The sequence below is a fragment of the Pseudoalteromonas sp. MQS005 genome (assembly GCF_001661605.1).
GTDB lineage: Bacteria > Pseudomonadota > Gammaproteobacteria > Enterobacterales > Alteromonadaceae > Pseudoalteromonas > Pseudoalteromonas tetraodonis.
The window spans coordinates 53,835-71,829 of sequence record NZ_LYRQ01000002.1 but is presented as its reverse complement, the minus strand read 5'-3'; the positions used below and the strand labels follow the sequence as shown (position 1 = coordinate 71,829).

Annotated in this window: 16 protein-coding genes and 2 tRNA genes; 14 read left to right on the top strand and 4 right to left on the bottom strand. The window is 39.9% G+C overall.

The window, feature by feature from the left end:
• From A9479_RS01395 to A9479_RS01380, 4 genes are read right to left on the bottom strand one after another with little or no spacing between them, the layout of a single operon-like run.
• On the bottom strand, positions 1–267 hold the full coding sequence (locus tag A9479_RS01395) for a DsrH/TusB family sulfur metabolism protein (RefSeq protein ID WP_028835169.1): 267 nt from the start codon (positions 265–267) through the stop codon (positions 1–3).
• Positions 264–620, bottom strand: a complete 357-nt coding sequence (tusC, locus tag A9479_RS01390) for a sulfurtransferase complex subunit TusC (RefSeq protein WP_008112028.1) — start codon at positions 618–620, stop codon at positions 264–266. Before tusC ends, A9479_RS01395 begins: the two co-directional genes overlap by 4 nt.
• Positions 617–970 (bottom strand): sulfurtransferase complex subunit TusD, encoded by a 354-nt coding sequence (gene tusD, locus A9479_RS01385; protein ID WP_008112031.1) that lies wholly within the window; start codon positions 968–970, stop codon positions 617–619. Before tusD ends, tusC begins: the two co-directional genes overlap by 4 nt.
• Positions 971–1,025: 55 nt before the next feature.
• Positions 1,026–1,691: a Bax inhibitor-1/YccA family protein gene (locus A9479_RS01380; protein ID WP_008112034.1), complete on the bottom strand. Its 666-nt coding sequence runs from the start codon at positions 1,689–1,691 to the stop codon at positions 1,026–1,028.
• 252 nt (positions 1,692–1,943) lie between these two features.
• Here A9479_RS01380 and A9479_RS01375 point away from each other — a divergent pair.
• The 14 genes from A9479_RS01375 to A9479_RS01315 all read left to right on the top strand — a co-directional run bounded on the left by A9479_RS01375 (position 1,944) and on the right by A9479_RS01315 (position 17,984).
• A tRNA-Ser gene (locus A9479_RS01375) sits at positions 1,944–2,034 on the top strand.
• A 51-nt stretch (positions 2,035–2,085) separates the two neighbouring features.
• A tRNA-Ser gene (locus tag A9479_RS01370) sits at positions 2,086–2,176 on the top strand.
• Between the two features lie 174 nt (positions 2,177–2,350).
• On the top strand, positions 2,351–2,731 hold the full coding sequence (locus A9479_RS01365) for a hypothetical protein (protein WP_008112036.1): 381 nt from the start codon (positions 2,351–2,353) through the stop codon (positions 2,729–2,731).
• A gap of 128 nt (positions 2,732–2,859) precedes the next feature.
• Entirely contained in the window at positions 2,860–3,318 is a 459-nt protein-coding gene (locus tag A9479_RS01360) for a GAF domain-containing protein (protein ID WP_008112037.1), read from the top strand.
• On the top strand, positions 3,318–3,596 hold the full coding sequence (locus A9479_RS01355) for a hypothetical protein (protein WP_008112039.1): 279 nt from the start codon (positions 3,318–3,320) through the stop codon (positions 3,594–3,596). The genes A9479_RS01360 and A9479_RS01355 overlap by 1 nt, the downstream gene beginning before the upstream one ends.
• Before the next feature lie 16 nt (positions 3,597–3,612).
• On the top strand, positions 3,613–4,251 hold the full coding sequence (gene proQ / locus A9479_RS01350) for an RNA chaperone ProQ (RefSeq protein ID WP_064662506.1): 639 nt from the start codon (positions 3,613–3,615) through the stop codon (positions 4,249–4,251).
• Between the two features lie 27 nt (positions 4,252–4,278).
• Complete coding sequence (gene prc / locus A9479_RS01345) at positions 4,279–6,303, top strand: carboxy terminal-processing peptidase (RefSeq protein WP_016900379.1); 2,025 nt, start codon at positions 4,279–4,281, stop codon at positions 6,301–6,303.
• Between the two features lie 178 nt (positions 6,304–6,481).
• On the top strand, positions 6,482–7,945 hold the full coding sequence (nhaC, locus tag A9479_RS01340; protein WP_028835174.1) for a Na+/H+ antiporter NhaC: 1,464 nt from the start codon (positions 6,482–6,484) through the stop codon (positions 7,943–7,945).
• Between the two features lie 50 nt (positions 7,946–7,995).
• Entirely contained in the window at positions 7,996–10,590 is a 2,595-nt protein-coding gene (gene pepN / locus A9479_RS01335; RefSeq protein WP_064662505.1) for an aminopeptidase N, read from the top strand.
• Positions 10,591–10,593: 3 nt separating this feature from the next.
• A complete protein-coding gene (locus A9479_RS19585; RefSeq protein ID WP_016900377.1) occupies positions 10,594–10,815 on the top strand; it encodes a DUF2835 family protein in 222 nt (73 codons plus the stop codon).
• A gap of 253 nt (positions 10,816–11,068) precedes the next feature.
• Positions 11,069–13,165, top strand: a complete 2,097-nt coding sequence (locus A9479_RS01330; protein WP_064662504.1) for a DUF1302 domain-containing protein — start codon at positions 11,069–11,071, stop codon at positions 13,163–13,165.
• A gap of 13 nt (positions 13,166–13,178) precedes the next feature.
• Positions 13,179–14,543 (top strand): DUF1329 domain-containing protein, encoded by a 1,365-nt coding sequence (locus A9479_RS01325; protein ID WP_008112052.1) that lies wholly within the window; start codon positions 13,179–13,181, stop codon positions 14,541–14,543.
• Between the two features lie 124 nt (positions 14,544–14,667).
• Positions 14,668–15,663: a YCF48-related protein gene (locus A9479_RS01320; RefSeq protein WP_028835178.1), complete on the top strand. Its 996-nt coding sequence runs from the start codon at positions 14,668–14,670 to the stop codon at positions 15,661–15,663.
• Positions 15,663–17,984, top strand: coding sequence for an RND family transporter (locus A9479_RS01315; protein WP_064662503.1), 2,322 nt, complete (start codon positions 15,663–15,665; stop codon positions 17,982–17,984). Before A9479_RS01320 ends, A9479_RS01315 begins: the two co-directional genes overlap by 1 nt.
• Positions 17,985–17,995 lie beyond the last annotated feature (11 nt).

The window sequence follows — 17,995 nt, the reverse complement described above, 5'->3', positions numbered from 1 at the left end:
TCACCAAGTAATTGATTGTTTAGATGATAAACTTAGGGTAACGAACTCATCATAGCTAATCGCTTTATCATTCAAATTTAAAGAGATACCACGCGCCGCTGCATCGTCCTTTAAAATATAAAGCGAATCGGCAAATTGTCTGTATTGCCCTTTAGCAAAACAGGCATCACCCACTAATAAAACCGAGTCTGTTAGCATAATCAGATTATCGAGACTGTTTGCACTGTAGTAATTCAGTGGTTTTGAAAATATATGTAAAGTGCTCATAGCGTTACCACGTGCTGCTGATTTTGAATTAACTGTTTTTGGGCATTAAAGTTAACGGTTTTTACTTCAATAAGTAGCTCATTTTTACTTAAACCGTAGTCAATGAGTGACTTCTCACACACGTAGATATTGTCAACATCATATATTTCTAGGGTTTTAATATTTTTAAAAAAATCTTTAAGCCCCAAACTATTCGGGCTTTGATTTTTTTTAAGAGCTAGCACCGCAGGACCGCTAAACAACCAACTTATATTTTGATCAACTGCGGCAAAAATAAGCGTCATATCGAGTGCATCGCGAATATGCATGTCATCAAATGGGCTTGATTGACTAATAACGAGTACATTAATCATTTAAATTGTATCCATTTATCTGCTTCACTGGCTAACATAGCAAATTCAGCGAGGCCTGCTACAGCGAATACACCAGTATTTTGCATATCTAAGCCACGCTTTTCAGCTGCGGTAACGCACAGCATTAAATTAATATTTTTGTCGGCTAGCTGCTGCCAAAGTGAGGATAAATTGAGCTCATCTGAAGCAAGCTCAAAATGCGTTGAAGCATGATAGATACCATCTTGGTATAAAAATATTGCATCAATACTATGCCCTTGTGCTAAACAGGCGTGAGCAAATTTAACAATACGCTGTGTGGTATCGTGATCCGATGGTGGAGTATGTAAAGAAAGTACAAAGCGTGCCAAAACTATTCCAATAAAAAAGCCCCAATAAAGGGGCTATTTTAACAGAACTATTTAATTAGTCATTATTTGCGCCAAGTAACGCAAGTAAAGACGTAAATAAGTTATAAACGCTCAGGTATAAAGAAACCGTTGCGCGGATATAATTCGTTTCGCCGCCATTAATGATTCTGCTCGTATCGAACAAAATTAGGCCAGACATGATTAGTACCACAGCTGCGTTTAGTACCATAAACATTAAAGAGCTACCTAGGAAAATATTTACAATACTTGCCACGATAACCACAATTAAGCCCACAGTTAAAAAACCACCCATAAACGAGAAATCTTTTTTAGTGTTAAGTGCATAAGCAGATAAACCAAAGAAGATTAACGCCGTAGAACCTAGCGCTTGCATAATTAGCATAGGGCCATTAGGTAATTGTGCATAGTGATTAAGGAGTGGGCCTAAACCAGCTCCCATTAATCCTGTAAACGCAAACACCCAAAATACACCAGATGCTGTGTCGGCTTTTTTGTTTACAACAAAAAGAAGGCCAAACGAAACCAGAGTGAACACTAGTCCCATGAAATAAGGTAATTGCAGTGCCATTGAAATGCCGGCGGTGACGGCACTAAATGCAAGTGTCATTGCAAGTAGAAAATAAGTGTTTTTAAGCACTTTGTTTGTTTCAATGGTCGACATTACCGGCTTTGCAGTATTGTACGATTGATTAAATGCCATTGTAGAGCTCCTGTAAGTGAAACTAAGTAGTTCCTGTAATTTAACTAAAATCAGATTACCAACTCTTATATGTTTGGGCAAACCTTTGTAGATCAATAGACAACTAAATTTAAATAAAAGTTCACTCGGCGTATAGGAATCGATCTTTTTGCTTTATGTTTAAACAAATTAGTTGTTTTTTAATCACTTGAACAAATAATTGAAAAAAAAGCTTCACAAAGCCCATGGGTTTCCCTATTATTCAGGCCGTGCGGAGAGATGGCAGAGTGGTCGAATGCACCGGTCTTGAAAACCGGCAGGGGTTTATAGCCCCTCTAGGGTTCAAATCCCTATCTCTCCACCACCTTATTAAAATAACTATGAGTACTCTCTTACTTGTAGTTTATGCATTTTCGGAGAGATGGCAGAGTGGTCGAATGCACCGGTCTTGAAAACCGGCAGGGGTTTATAGCCCCTCTAGGGTTCAAATCCCTATCTCTCCACCATTATATTAAAGCCCGCTTATTAGCGGGCTTTTTTGTGTCTAATTTTCGCTATACCTAACCTCAAAACCAAGTATATTTAGTTAAAAAATACGACCATAGTCTCTATTTATAAGCTACAGCTCTTAGGGCATGCTAAGAAATAAGATTTATGCTTGTGTATTTAAGGTTCTTACTATGAAACATCAACTTGCTAAAAGCGTCGCACTTTCATTATTATCTCCTGTTATTATCGGCAGTATGCTAGGAATATATTACGCATTGACTATGCGTGGTGACGCGGTGTCTATCTTTTTAGGGCTATTGATGACGGCCATTGCTAATGCCCACATAGTAGGGTTAACAATGGCTGCGTTTGTGGTGCCAGGCTACTTACTTATGTTTAAGTATTCTAAGGTGAATTATTCTGGGGTATTAACACTTGGCTTACTGGGTGGCGCTATTTTTAGCTATCTGCTTAGTGCGACTACTGGCGAGATATTTTTAATCAATAGTGTGATGTCGGGATTTGCTGCAGGACTGTTTTTATTTGGCTTGCGTAAATCGGTACAAAGCTAATTGCAGAATATTTAATCAAGTGTGTCGTAAAACCATGTAATTTCCTTTTTTTTACCCGCAAAAGGTTTCAATTTTTAGTGACAAAGAGTACCTTTAGCTACTGTATGTTTAATAAGAAGTAGTTTGGTATGCAAAAGCACGATTTTTACCAGTCATTAGTTAAGCAAACTGAATCGCTGATAGGCGGTGAATCAAACATAATTGCCAATATGGCAAATATTAGCGCGCTGTTATTTACTTCTTTAGAAGATGTGAATTGGGCGGGCTTTTATTTTATGGATTCACCGACAGAATTGGTACTTGGTCCATTTCAAGGCAATCCAGCTTGTATTCGTATTCCGGTAGGGAAAGGGGTATGTGGCACTGCTGCGGCAACCGAGCAAACCCAGTTAATTTCAGATGTGCATGCGTTTGACGGTCATATAGCCTGTGATGCGGCGTCAAATTCTGAGATAGTTGTACCTATCATGAAAAACGGCCGTGTATTTGCGGTACTTGATATAGATAGCCCAAGTATTGGCCGATTTGATACTGATGACCAAGCAGGGCTTGAAGCACTTGTAAAATGCTTAGAGGCTAGCCTGTAATGAAAGATTTGCTAAATGTTCAAGATTACCTATTCGCCGTTCAAGATGTAGGTGATTGGGAAGGTGAAGAAGAACATGTAGCGGAAACGCTCAATGATTTGATTCACATGGCCTGGGATCGTCTACCTGATGATTTAGACTGTGATTCAATTGATGAAATTATAAATGGTATTTGGGAACATTTACGTGGTGATATGGCTGTGATTGAAACTGACTTTGAAGAGTTAGTTGATTGGAGCATCCACTATGTTGATTCTGCCCTTGATGAAAAGATGTGATTAAATAGGTTCTAAAATGGAAACCACAAACAAGCTAAAAGATATTAATGAAGTATTGGAGTTCTTATACCAAGAATTTCCACAATGTTTTAAACAAAAAGAAGGCATTCAGCCGCTTAAAGTAGGTATCTTTAAAGATATCGCTGAGCGTATTGAAGGGTCTGAAAAAGTTAGTAAAACACAAGTACGCCAAGCACTTAGAAAATACACATCTAACTGGCGCTATCTTGAAGCGGTTACTAAATCTGAGTTCCGTATTGATCTTTACGGAAATCAAGGCGAGAAAGTTGAGCAGGAGCATATCGACCACGCACAAAAAGCGTTGGAAGAAAGCCGTGCTAAAATGGCAAAGCGCAAAAAGCAGCAACGCCCACGTCAAGACTCAGATGCAAAATCTTTTAAGAAGAAGCCAGCGCATTCAGCTAAAAATCCATCAGCTGCAGCAAAACCTGCCAAAGCCGCTGCGCCTAAGCGTTCAGGAAAAGTTGAACCTTTACCTGCAGGCGAGGTCAAGGTTAATAACAAGGTTAAAGTTAAACTTGGCCAAGCACTTGTTAATGCAGTAATCACTGAAGTAAACAAAGACGATGTTCACGTTGAACTAGTGACAGGTATGCAAGTAAAAACCAAAGCCGACAGCTTATACATTATTTAAGTTGCGAAAAAAATTAAGGAGTTGTGTATGAGTAAAAAGTTTACGCTCATTCCGTTAGTTGCTGCGCTGTTTTCAGGTTCGTTATTTGCTGCAGTAGAGCCGGTAACATTAGAAGACTTACCCTTGTTAAAACAAGAAAGTCAGCACGGTACAGCCAGCAAACGAGTGGCTAATCTATTTACTCGTTCACATTACACACCCGTTCGATTTAATGATGAGCTTTCGAGTAAAGTATTTGATCGTTACATCGAGTCCCTTGATTTTAATAAAAGCGTGTTTTTAAAAAGCGATGTAGACTCATTTGAGCAATATCGTAACCGTTTTGATAACGCGCTTCTTAGCGGCCAGTTAGGGTTTACGTTTGATATTTTCAACTTAAGCCTTAAACGTCGTTTTGAACGTTATGAATTTTCACTGTCGCTACTTGAAAACGAAATGACGTTTGACGAAGAAGATGAATATTTTTATGACCGCGAAGATGCGCCGTGGGCAACTACCCAAGCTGAGCTTGATGAAATTTGGCGCGAACGGGTAAAATATGATGCACTGCGTTTAAAAATGACTGGCAAAGATTGGCCAGGCATTAAAGAGGTGTTGACTAAGCGCTATAAAAACGCAGAAAAACGCCTTGTTCAGTCAAAATCTGAAGACGCATTTCAAATTGTAATGAACTCGCTAGCACGCAGTATTGAAGCACATACTTCATACTTGTCACCTCGTCGTGCTGAACAATTTAAAATGGACATGGACTTAGAGCTTGAGGGGATTGGCGCAGTATTAACGCCTGATGAAGACTACACGGTTATTCGTAGTTTAGTCCCGGGAGGCCCTGCAGACAAATCTGAGCAGATTAAAGCCGATGATCGCATTATTGGTGTGGCTCAAGAGGGCGAAGAGTTTGTTGATGTTATTGGTTGGCGTTTAGATGACGTGGTTGATCTTATAAAAGGCCCTAAAGGCACGAAAGTACGTTTACAATATTTAAAGGGTGCAGATGCTCACGGTACGCCAAAGGTAGTTGAGATAACCCGTGATAAAATTCGTCTGGAAGACCGAGCAGCAAAATCAGAAGTATTTGAAGCCAGCTATTCAGATCTGACTAGTAAAATAGGGGTAATCGAAATCCCTGGCTTTTACAACAACCTTTCTAAAGATGTAAAAGTAGAACTTGCTAAATTAAAAGAGCAAAAAGTTGACGGTATTATTATAGACCTACGTCAAAATGGCGGTGGTTCGCTATATGAAGCGACGCAATTGTCAGGCTTGTTTTTTGATCAAGGCCCAGTGGTACAAATTCATACATTAAATAATCGCATTGAAGAGCAAAAAGACCGTGATGGCATTACCTATTACGATGGCCCACTGACGGTACTTGTTGATAGATACAGCGCGTCTGCATCTGAAATATTTGCAGCGGCAATGCAAGACTATGGCCGCGCAGTTATTATTGGTGAACAAACCTTTGGTAAAGGCACTGTGCAGCAGCATAAAGGCCTCGCACGCGCTTATGATTTATACGATAACCCGCTAGGCAGTGTGCAATACACCATTGCTAAGTTTTACCGTATAAATGGCGGCAGTACGCAGCATAAAGGTGTGATCCCAGATATTACGTTCCCATCTGCCATTGACCCAGCTGAGTGGGGCGAAAGCAAACAAGACAATGCATTGCCATGGGATAGCATAGTAAAAGCACAGTATAAACAAATAGGGCGTTTAGATCCGGTCATCAGTCATCTTGAAAAACAACATGATGAGCGAATTAAAACAGAGCCTGAATTTAATTATGTGTTTGAAGATATTACCCGTTACAACGAAGAAAAAGATCGTAAAACTATTTCTTTAGTTGAGAAAAAACGTATTAAAGAAAAAGAAGAAAATGAGGCACGTGCATTAGCTCGTACTAACGAGCGTTTAAAACGTTTAGGTAAAGAGCCAGTAGAAAACCTTGACGATGTACCAGAGGTGATTGAAAAGCTCGACCCATTCCTTGAAGAAGCGGCACTAATAACGCAAGATTATATTAGATACGGTCGTATGGCTAAGCGCTAATTAAGGCTTTGCTAGTTAAAAAAAGGCGCTTAGGCGCCTTTTTTACTATCGATAATTTGCTAAATTGTTATAATCGCGGATTACCAAAAGTTGAGCTAGATCAACACTGCTCAATAAATGCGCGTACGTGCTAATAAAAATAATCAACATGCATCGAATGTGTGTAGGAGTCTATATTTTGAAGCCCATTGAAGAAAAACCACTTAAAAGTGCCACACTTTTTGATGCACTCATTCCAATTGCTGTATTAATTTGTTTGTTAGGTGCCGCCGTGTACTTATTTGGCGATGATTCATCATCAGGCCCGAATCAAATTGCATTACTGTTTGCAACTTTTGCTGCAGCACTGATTGGTTTAAAAAATGGCTACACATGGAAAAAATTAGAAGATGCAATGATTGAGGGAATTACCTTATCTCTTAGCGCTATTTTAATTTTACTCATGGTGGGGGCACTTATCGGAACTTGGTTATTATCAGGAACGGTTCCGACCTTAATTTATTACGGCTTACAAATTATCAACCCTAGCTGGTTTTACGCCGCGAGTTGTTTAATTTGTGGCATTGTAGCAATGAGTATTGGTAGTTCGTGGACCACGGCAGCGACCATAGGTGTCGCATTACTTGGCGTTGCTTCTGGACTTGGCCTAGAGCCGACAGTTACCGCCGGTGCAGTTATATCAGGCGCTTACTTTGGCGACAAGCTTAGCCCATTGTCAGAAACAACCAATTTAGCACCGGCTGTTGCTGGTGCTGATTTATTTGAACACATTCACCATATGTTATGGACAACTGTTCCAAGCTTTGTGATTGCATTAATCATTTTTGTATTTATGGGCTTCAATGCCACCGCGGCAGGCGAGTCGGGTCAAATTGATGAAATAACATCAATTCTTCAACAAAACTTTAATATTGGTTTAGAAATGTTGGTGCCTTTAATCGTGTTACTAGTTTTAGCAATAAGAAAAATGCCAGCGTTTCCGGCTATTTCTATTGGTGCTGTAATAGGGGCTGTATGGGCATTGTTATTTCAATCTGATTTAATTGCTAACCAAATAGATATGACTCAAGGTGAGTTTGTTGGTTACTTTAAACTGGTTTGGACCACCTTTTTTGACGGTTTTACTATTAGTACCGGTGATGAAAAAATGGACTCTTTGCTCAGTGGCGGTGGCATGTCAGGCATGCTAACAACCACATGGTTGATCATGACGGCACTTATGTTTGGTGCGATTATGGAAAAAACGGGTCTACTTGATATATTTGTTAAAAGTATTCTTAAAATCGCAAAAAGTACTGGTTCATTAATTGCTTCAACTATTGCTACCTGTATTGGTACCAATATTATCGCAGCCGATCAGTATATTGCTATTGTTGTACCCGGGCGTATGTTTAAAGAAGAATATAAAAAGCGCGGGTTAAAGCCGGTTAATTTGTCACGCACACTAGAAGATGGTGGCACAATTACCAGCCCGCTCATACCATGGAATACCTGTGGTGCGTATATGCAAAGTGTCCTATTAATCAATCCGTTTGATTATGCACTTTATGCATTTTTCAACCTTATAAATCCTTTCTTAGCCGTTATTTATGCTTACTTAGGTATTAAGATACTGCGTATCAAGCCTAAGCAAACGGCTTAATTTAAGTAGCTCCTTTTATCACTAAAAGGGGCTATTTTTTTGGAGTGATCATGACTGAACTACAAAAACCTCAAGCAGAATATTTAAAAGACTATAAAGCCCCCGATTTTTCAATCGAGCATACTGAGCTTACTTTCGACTTACAGCCATTAACGACTCAAGTAAATGCTTTATTAACGCTTAAACGCGTGGGTGATTCAAATGCCCCTCTGGTATTAGATGGCATTGACTTAACTTTGATCTCTTTATCGATTGACGGTGCAGAGCTCACAGATTATAAAATTATAAATCAGCAATTAATCATTAATAATCTGCCTGATGAATGTCAGTTAAGCATAGTGACGCAAACTTCACCGCAAACAAACACATCACTTGAGGGATTGTACTTATCGGGAGGCGCTTATTGTACTCAATGTGAAGCGCAAGGGTTTAGAAAAATAACCTACTACATGGATCGTCCTGATGTACTTTCAACTTTTGATGTCACTATTATTGCCGATACGGCATTTCCGCATTTGCTCTCTAATGGTAACCAAGTGGACAGTGGTGAAACGCAAGATGGACGCCATTTTGTAAAATGGCAAGATCCGTTCAAAAAGCCGAGTTATTTGTTTGCTCTAGTGGCAGGGGACTTTGATGTTTTACACGATAAATACACTACCCGCAGTGGTAAGGATGTCACCCTAGCGTTATTTGTCGATAAAGGAAACTTACCTAAAACAGAGCATGCTATGACGTCGCTTAAAAAAGCGATGGCTTGGGATGAGTCACGTTTTAATTTAGAGTATGACCTTGATATTTATATGATTGTTGCCGTTGATTTCTTCAATATGGGAGCAATGGAAAATAAAGGGTTAAACATTTTTAACAGCAAATGTGTGCTGGCAAATCAAGAAACGGCAACCGATAAAGATTACCACACCATTGAGTCTATTGTTGGCCACGAGTACTTTCATAACTGGACCGGAAATCGTGTAACTTGTCGTGATTGGTTTCAGCTGTCTTTAAAAGAAGGTTTAACGGTATTTAGAGATCAAGAGTTTAGCAGTGATTTAGGCTCTCGTGCGTTAAATAGAATTGACGCGGTAAAAGTGATGCGCACTCATCAATTTAGCGAAGATGCCGGCCCAATGGCACACCCAATACGCCCAGAAAAAGTCATCGAAATGAATAACTTTTACACTGTTACAGTGTATGACAAAGGGGCTGAAGTTATTCGTATGATGCATACATTGTTGGGTGAGGAAAATTTTCAAAAAGGCATGACACTGTATTTTCAGCGTCATGATGGACAAGCGGTTACCTGCGATGACTTTGTTGCGGCAATGAGTGATGCATCATCAATTGATTTATCACAATTTAAGCGTTGGTATAATCAGTGCGGTACACCCCGTTTAAACGTTACCAAAGCGTATGATGAAAGTGCACAAATCTTCACGCTCACTATAGAGCAACTTGCGCCCCTGAATCAGCCTGATAATGCGATGTTACATATTCCTTTTGCGATTGAACTTTTAGATCAGCAAGGCCAAGGTATTGCATTGCAATACCAAGGTAAAAAGGTTGATAGCGTATTAAATGTTACTCAAGCTAAACAAACATTTCATTTTGATAATATTGAACACAGTCCAACCGCCGTATTGCTAGAAGATTTTTCAGCACCGTGTATTTTGAATCAACAGATCACTGAAGCTGATTTATTACATATTATGCGTTTTGCACGCAGTGACTTTTCACGCTGGGATGCACAACAACAATTGTTTATTAATGCACTCAAGGCAAACGTTATTTCAGCTAGTAATGCACCACTAAGCGATGCCGTTATTGATGCACTTAGGGTGCTAATATCGCAACGAGAGGGTGATTTAGCGCTGATTGCTGAACTCTTAAAACTGCCTAGTTTTGATACTTTAGCTGCGGAGTTTGACGTTATTCCGGTTGATGACATTATTGCCAATATTGAGCTATTCGAACAACAAATTGCCAAACAACTACATACTGAGTTTTTAAGTTGTTATCAGGCAATCACCGATGATGGTAGTGTGAGTGCCAAAGCGGTGGCTATTCGCGCTTTAAAACAACTTTGCTTGCACTATTTAGCAAAAACAGACAGTGCTGAGGCGGCAAGCTTAATTGAGCAGGCAGCAGCATCAACAAATATGACTAATGTGCTTGGCGCTCTGAGCAGTGTAGTTAAAGCTGCGCACCCATTATCAAATCAATTACTTGCGCATTTTGACAGCCAATGGCGCCATGATGTACTAGTAATGGATAAGTGGTTTGCTCTACAAGCAATGAACAGCGCTGATGATGCCATTGAGAAAATTAAGGCATTGTATACACATCCATGTTTTGATTTTTCAAATCCGAATCGAGTTCGTGCATTAGTGGGGAGTTTTTCGCACTTTAATACCGCACAATTTCATCGCTTAGATGGTCAAGGTTATACATTACTTGGCGATTTATTAATTAAACTTAATGCGATTAACCCGCAAAATGCATCACGTATGTTAACGCCGTTTATGTCATGGCGTCGCTATGATGAAACCCGTGCCAGTGCAATGAAAGCGCAATTAGAGCGCCTTTCGAATTTAGAAGGGTTAAGCGATGATTTATTTGAAAAGGTTGAAAAAGCCTTACAATAAATCATGATAGAACATTATTTTTATATAAATTTGAGCTATAACGAGTGCATGGATTATTACCATGGCCGGTATAGCTCAATTCAAGTAACAGCTGATAGCGGCAAAACAATTCGTTTTGCTGCGCATTATCTTCGGCCCTTCATGTCTAGTTTAGGTATTCGTGGTCGGTTTAGACTAATTTTAAGTAATGAAAACAAGTTCATCCGTCTCGAACGAGTAGCCTAGCTGTTGTTTTTTGTGATATAGATATACACAAATATTGCCTTTTTGTTAATTTCGATTTGTTCTATTGTTAATTTACGTGTATAAATTATCTGGTATGACGTCTTACCAATACGTAAACGTTAAACAAATAAAAAACTTATAACTGATTGAAGGCGACCATTTGTAATTTGTTTAATTCGCTTCTATCGTTACGATTACACTAAAAACAATAACTTGATCACACAAAAAATACCCGCGACAGGGGGGAACCAAAATGATAAGAAGATCGCTTTTTGTTAAAAATAAAATAGTACTCGGCTTAACAGCTGCGGCTATCGGTTTATCAGCAGCACAGACACAGGCTGCAACATTTGAGGTAGGCGGTTTTGATATCGCTTTCGACTCTACTTTTTCTTATGGGCAAAGTATTCGCGTAGAAGACCGTGACTTTAACCTCATTGGTAAAAGTAATAACCCATCATTTGATTGGACAGGTTATAACCCAGCAATCAATACAATTTATTCATCTCAAGATGTCTGGGCTCAACCGGGCTCTTACTCAAATAATGGTGATGCAGGCGATTTAAACTTTGATAGCGGCGAAACTTTTTCAAAGCTATTAAAAGGCACGCATGACCTATCAGTAAGTAAAGATAACTACGGCTTATTTACTCGTTTTATGTATTTTTATGATTTTGAATTAATGGACGGCGATCGTGCCTACGTTAATCCAACATCTGGTCAGGGTGTAGATCCGTGTGATGATGATGATACTAAAGAGCAAAGCTGTGCTGACATTCGTTTACTTGATGCGTATGTGTGGGCAAACTTTGATTTAAATGAAGGCAAAAACCCGCTTTCTATTCGACTTGGTCAACAAGTGGTTAACTGGGGGGAAAGTACATTAATCTCTCATGGTATTAACGTAAACCCGGTTGATATTGACCGATTAAAAGCACCTGGTGCTGAACTAAAAGAAGCGTTTATTCCGGTTGGTATGTTGTGGGCCTCATTAGGGCTTACAGAAAACATGACCTTAGAGGGCTTTTATCAATACCAATGGCATGAAACACGTTTACCAGCAGCAGGGACTTATTTTTCTACCAATGATTTTGCGGCTGAAAACGGTTATCAACAAAATGTACAGCTTGGTTTTACCTCAAATCCTGATATTGACTTAGCGTTTTTAACAGATAACTTGAATAACCTGATGGCAACTTATGGCCAAGTGGCTGCGAGCCAAGGTATTGACCCATCAAGTGCAGCTGGACAACAATTACTGGCCAATATGTACTTAGCGTACCCAACTAAGGTTGCCCTTAAAGGTAAAGGCTATGATGGAAAAACCGAACCTGATGATGGCGGTCAATATGGTCTGCGCTTAGGCATGTTTTTGCCAGAGTGGAACGATACAGAAGTGGCACTTTATCATGTAAATTATCACAGCCGCCGTCCACTTATTTCGGGCCGCGTATCTAATTTCACGCAAGCATCATTGCAACAAGATTTAGCGATGATTGCCACCACTGAAATTACCTCTGATAACGTCTCTGACTTAAAAGCATTTGCTAAAGCGACAAACGAATACCCTGAAGATATCAAACTATATGGTTTGAGTTTTAATACCTCGCTGGGTGAAACCGCGTTTGCAGGTGAATTCACTTTCCGTGAAGACGAACCACTGCAAATCGATGACGTAGAATTACTTTATGCAGCTATGCCTGAGCAATTAGCGATTGCCGGCTTACGCCCTGAATTTGCGGGTATTTCGCAAATGAGTAAAGGTGATGCTGCAAGTGTTGTAGGTCCAGGCGAGCTAGCTAAAGGTTACATTGAACGTAATACTTCACAACTACAGTTTACGGCAACGCATTTATTCGGCCCTTCATTAGGTGCTGATAGCTGGGCAGTTGTCGGTGAAATTGGTGGTGTTCGCATCAACAATATGCCTGAATACGATGAAATGCGTTTAAATGTTTCTGGTACTGGTCGAAGCGGTATTATGCAAGGCCCAGGTAGTTCAGACTATTCTGCATTGCATATGGCTTTATCAAATGGTCCTGAGCAAAAATCGTTTGCTACGGCGTCGTCTTGGGGTTATCGCTTAATTGCCAAAGGTGATTACTTTAATATTTACAATGGTATTAACTTCTCACCTCGTTTTGTGTTCTCGCATGATGTTAATGGTAATACGCCTGATCCAATGTTCTTATTCATTGAAGATCGTAAGTCACTCGGTGCTACTATGAGCTTTAATTACCAAAATGCATGGTCTTTAGATGTAAGTTACAACTCATTTTGGGGTGGTGGCGACACCAACACTTTCTCTGACCGAGATTACGTTTCTTTTAACTTAAAATATTCTATCTAGGGGTAACATTATTATGATTAAAAAACCTACCCTCATTGCTACAGCGTTTTGTAGTTTGTTTGCAAGTCACACAGCACTGGCTAAAATTAGTCCAGAAGAAGCTGCGCGTCTAGGTAAAGACCTAAGCCCAATTGGGGCAGAAAAAGCAGCTAATGCAGATGGTTCAATCCCAGCGTGGAACGGCGGTATTACTGCTGCACCAGCAGGTTATGAGCCGGGTATGCACCACTTAGACCCTTACGCAACTGATGAAGTATTGTTTACTATAGATAAAAGCAATATTGATAAGTACAAAGAAAATTTAAGCCCAGGGCAAATAGCATTATTTGAAGCGTACCCAGATACGTTTAAAATGCCTATTTACAAAACACGTCGTTCAGCGTCATACCCACAGTTTGTATACGATGCGACAAAGAAATTTGCTACTACAGCTGAATTAGTTGAAGGTGGTAACGGGATTAAGAACACAGCAATTGGTATTCCATTTCCAATTCCTAAAACAGGTTTAGAAGCAATTTGGAACCATTTACTTCGCTATCGTGGTCAATCAATTGAGCGCTTCGGTGGTCAAGCAGCGCCAACAGCATCGGGGTCGTACAACTATGTTGGCTTTGATGAGCAACTATTAGTTAAATATTCTGATCCAAGTGCAACGCCGGCTGAACTACAAGACTCTAATATTTTGTTTAAGTTTAAACAGCAAGTGACAGAGCCAGCACGTTTGGCAGGTACGGCATTGTTAGTACATGAAACCATGGATCAAATATTAACACCACGTCAAGCGTGGACGTATAATTCAGGTCAGCGTCGTGTTCGTCGTGCACCTAATGTAGCGTATGATGCTCCGGGTACAGCAGCAGATAGCTTACGTACTACCGATGATTTTGACATGTTTAACGGCTCACCAAATCGTTATAACTGGACGCTAAAAGGCAAGCAAGAGCTTTACATCCCATACAATAGCTACAAGCTTCACAGTGATAAGCTAACCTATGATGATATTTTAAAGCCGGGCCACATCAACCCAGAGCATACACGTTATGAAAAGCACCGTGTGTGGGTTGTTGAAGCAAACTTAAAAGATGACACACGCCATATTTATAAAAAACGTGTGTTCTACATTGATGAAGACAGCTGGCAAGTACATGTTACCGATATTTACGATAATCGCGACCAACTGTATCGTGTAGCAATGGCTTATGGCCTTAACTACTACGAAGTACCGACTCAGTGGAGTACGCTTGAGGTTTACCACGACCTTAACTCACGTCGCTACTTAGCCATTGGTTTGGATAACCAAGAAAAGATGTATGATTTTTCTCAGTCATTTAATGATAATGAGTTCACATCGAGCGCTTTACGTCGCGCTGGCAGATAGTATAAAAGCAGGCACCTAGTTTCCTAGGTGCCTTTTTTCTTTCACATCGCGTTTGTCTATTAACGCACAGGTTTTCCTCTTTATAACAGACAAACAAATCCTCAGTTCAAGGCGAATTTAATTTATGAAGTATTTGGTTTATGCCAGCCTGATCCTAAGCGGTGCGAGTTTTGCACAAGACGCACCTTTAAGTGCGATTAGCGCGATTAATGCAGATAAAACACTCCTTACCGATATCACACAAACCTCAGCAGGGCTCATTGCTGTGGGTAAACACGGTACGGTAATTAAAAGTGTTGATGGTAACAATTGGCAACAAGCACAATCAGTGCCTACGCAAGTATTACTAACGGCGGTTGAATTTACTAATGATTCTCACGGCTGGGCATGTGGACATGACGCCACAATTATAAATACCACCGACGGTGGTGAAAACTGGCAGTTACAACAAGCAAAGCCCTCACTTGATAAACCCTGTTTAGATATTTATTTTAAAGACGATTTACATGGTTATGCCGTGGGCGCCTACGGTATGTTTTATCAAACCAGTGATGGCGGCGAACATTGGCAAAAACGGTTTTTAGATTCACTGTTATTTAGTGAAGATAGAGCGTACTTAAACGATTTAAAAGAAACCGATCCCGAAGGGTATGAAATAGAAACTTCGTCTATTTTGCCACATTTTAACCGCATAGAACCGACTAGCACGGGTTTAATGCTAGTGGGAGAGATGGGCTTAATGGCAAAAAGTGATGACGATGGCCAAACTTGGCAACGGATAGATGAAATTTACCCTGGCTCGTTTTTTGGTTTTGCTTCTGATTCATCGCAACAAATCGTCGCGGGGCTACGCGGTAATATTTTCGTAAATAAAACCGACAGTGGACAATGGCAGCATTTAGAAAATGACAAAACCGCCACTATTAATAGCATTATCAACTACAACAATAAACAATGGCTATTACTGGCTAATAGCGGTGTTATTTTTCATCTAAAAGATGATGAGCTGTCATACGAGCAATTGGCCGATGGTAAAGCAATACTTGATGGTGTAATTGTTAAAGATAGACTTATTATGGCGACAGAAAATGGCATTAAAGTGAAGGAGTTGACCCCTTAATGCAAGCAATTTTAGATTTCTTAGAAAAAGCGATTTTTAGGCACCGCACAGTAGTACTCATAAGTTTTGTGCTAATTACCTGTTTGTTGGTTTTTAAAGCAACACAGATTCAACTTGATGCGTCATTTAATAAAAATATCCCGCTCAATCATGAATACATGAAGGTATACACTAAACATGAGAAACAGTTTGGTGGTGCAAATAGTATTTTAATTTCCGTATGTGACGACAGCGGAGATATTTTCAATCCTGAATTTTTTACCCAATTAAAAGCAGTGCACGATCAGCTTTATTTTATTCCTGGGGTAAATCGTCCTTTAGTAAATTCTATCTTTTCACCCAGTGCCCGTTTTGTTGAAGTTGTTGAAGACGGCTTTGCTGGGGGCCCTATCATTCCAGCTAACTTTAAAGCAGACAAGCAAGGGTTAGGCGTCGTAAAAGAAAACATTGAAAAGGCAAAAGTAGTTGGTCGTATGATAGCAAGCGATTATTCGTGTGCCATGGTCACCGCCCAACTGTTAGAGACTGATCCGCAAACACAAGAAAAATTAGACACCCTCGCGTTTGCAAAAAAATTAGAAACCGAGATTCGTGAACCTTTAAGTACTGATAATATCAGTATTCATATTATCGGTTTTGCAAAAATGGCTGGCGATATCGCTGAAGGTGCAAAAGGGGTTGTTTTATTTTTTGCCATCGCGATTGCGTTTACATTCGTCATGGTATGGCTATTTTGTGGCAGCTTGAAACTCACTATTTTACCAATTGTGTGTTCTATTATTGCCGTTATTTGGCAGTTAGGCTTATTGTCTAGTTTAGGCTTTGGCCTTGATCCTATGTCAATTTTAGTTCCCTTTTTAGTCTTTGCAATTGGTGTAAGCCACGGTGTGCAGATGATCAACGCCATTGGTAAAAAAGTCACTGAGGGCAAAGCGACCGCCGTGTGTTGTCAATCTAGCTTTAGAGCTTTGCTGGTACCAGGTGGGATTGCGTTGTTATCAGATACGGTTGGCTTTTTAACACTTTTAACCATAGATATCGGCATCATTCGTGAACTGGCTATTACAGCAAGTTTAGGGGTGGCTGTTATTATATTTACTAACCTTATTTTATTGCCTGTATGGGCATCGTATATGCGTTTTGAAAACAGCATCCATATTCAATCGGGTGATGCCAACAAACCGAATATACTCGATACAATGCGCGATTTATTAGTTAAAGCAACCGACCCTAAAACAGCAAAAATGATCATAGGTTTCACCTTGGTTTTATTTGCATTAGGTTATTGGCAAGCAGATAAAATGCGAATCGGTGATTTACACGCGGGTGCGCCATCGTTGCACCAAGATGCACGTTACAACCAAGATACCTTTTTAATATCGGACAAATACACCATTTCGTCTGATATTTTAAAAGTGATTGTGGAAGCATACCCTGCGGCCTGTACAGAGCATGATGTAATGGAACGTATATCGCGTTTTCAATATAAAGTTGAAAACTTAGCAGGTGTGCAGTCAGCGGTGAGCTTAAGTTCAGTGGCACAATCAGTCAATGCCGGTTACAACGAGGGCAATTTAAAGTGGCAAAGTTTGCCGCGCAATTCTGCCAGTTTAGTGCAATCAACGTCACGTGTAGAAACCAGTACAGGGTTATTAAACGGTGATTGCTCGGTAATGCCGGTGATTATATTTTTAGACGATCACAAAGCACAAACAATTGATAACGTGATTGCAAAAGTAAAACAATTTGCCGATGAAGAGGGCACAGATAAACTTGCCTTTAAATTAGCGTCAGGGCCAGTTGGTGTTATGGCTGCAACGAATGAGTCTGTTTCAGCAGCGCAAATACCTATGATGTTGTATGTTTACGGTGCGGTTATTATTTTATGCTTACTTAGTTTTAAGAGTGTAAAAGCAACAATTGCGGTGGTATTACCCTTGTACATAGTATCAACATTGGCACAAGCACTGATGGTACAGCTTGAGATTGGTCTGACTGTTTCAACGTTACCAGTGATTGCTCTGGGTGTAGGTATTGGTGTTGATTACGGTATTTATATTTTGTCATCGATGATGGGGCAGTTAAAACAAAACGTACCATTGAGTATTGCTTATCGTAATGCATTAGTTGAACGTGGTAGTGCGGTGTTATTTACCGGTATTACATTAGCGATTGGTGTAAGTACGTGGATTTTTTCTGATTTGAAGTTCCAAGTTGATATGGGAATTCTGCTTACCTTCATGTTTTTAGTAAATATGTTGGGCGCAGTGTTACTTTTACCTGCAATTGGCAGCTTGCTCTGGACTGACCAGAAAAAATAAGGTGAATAAAT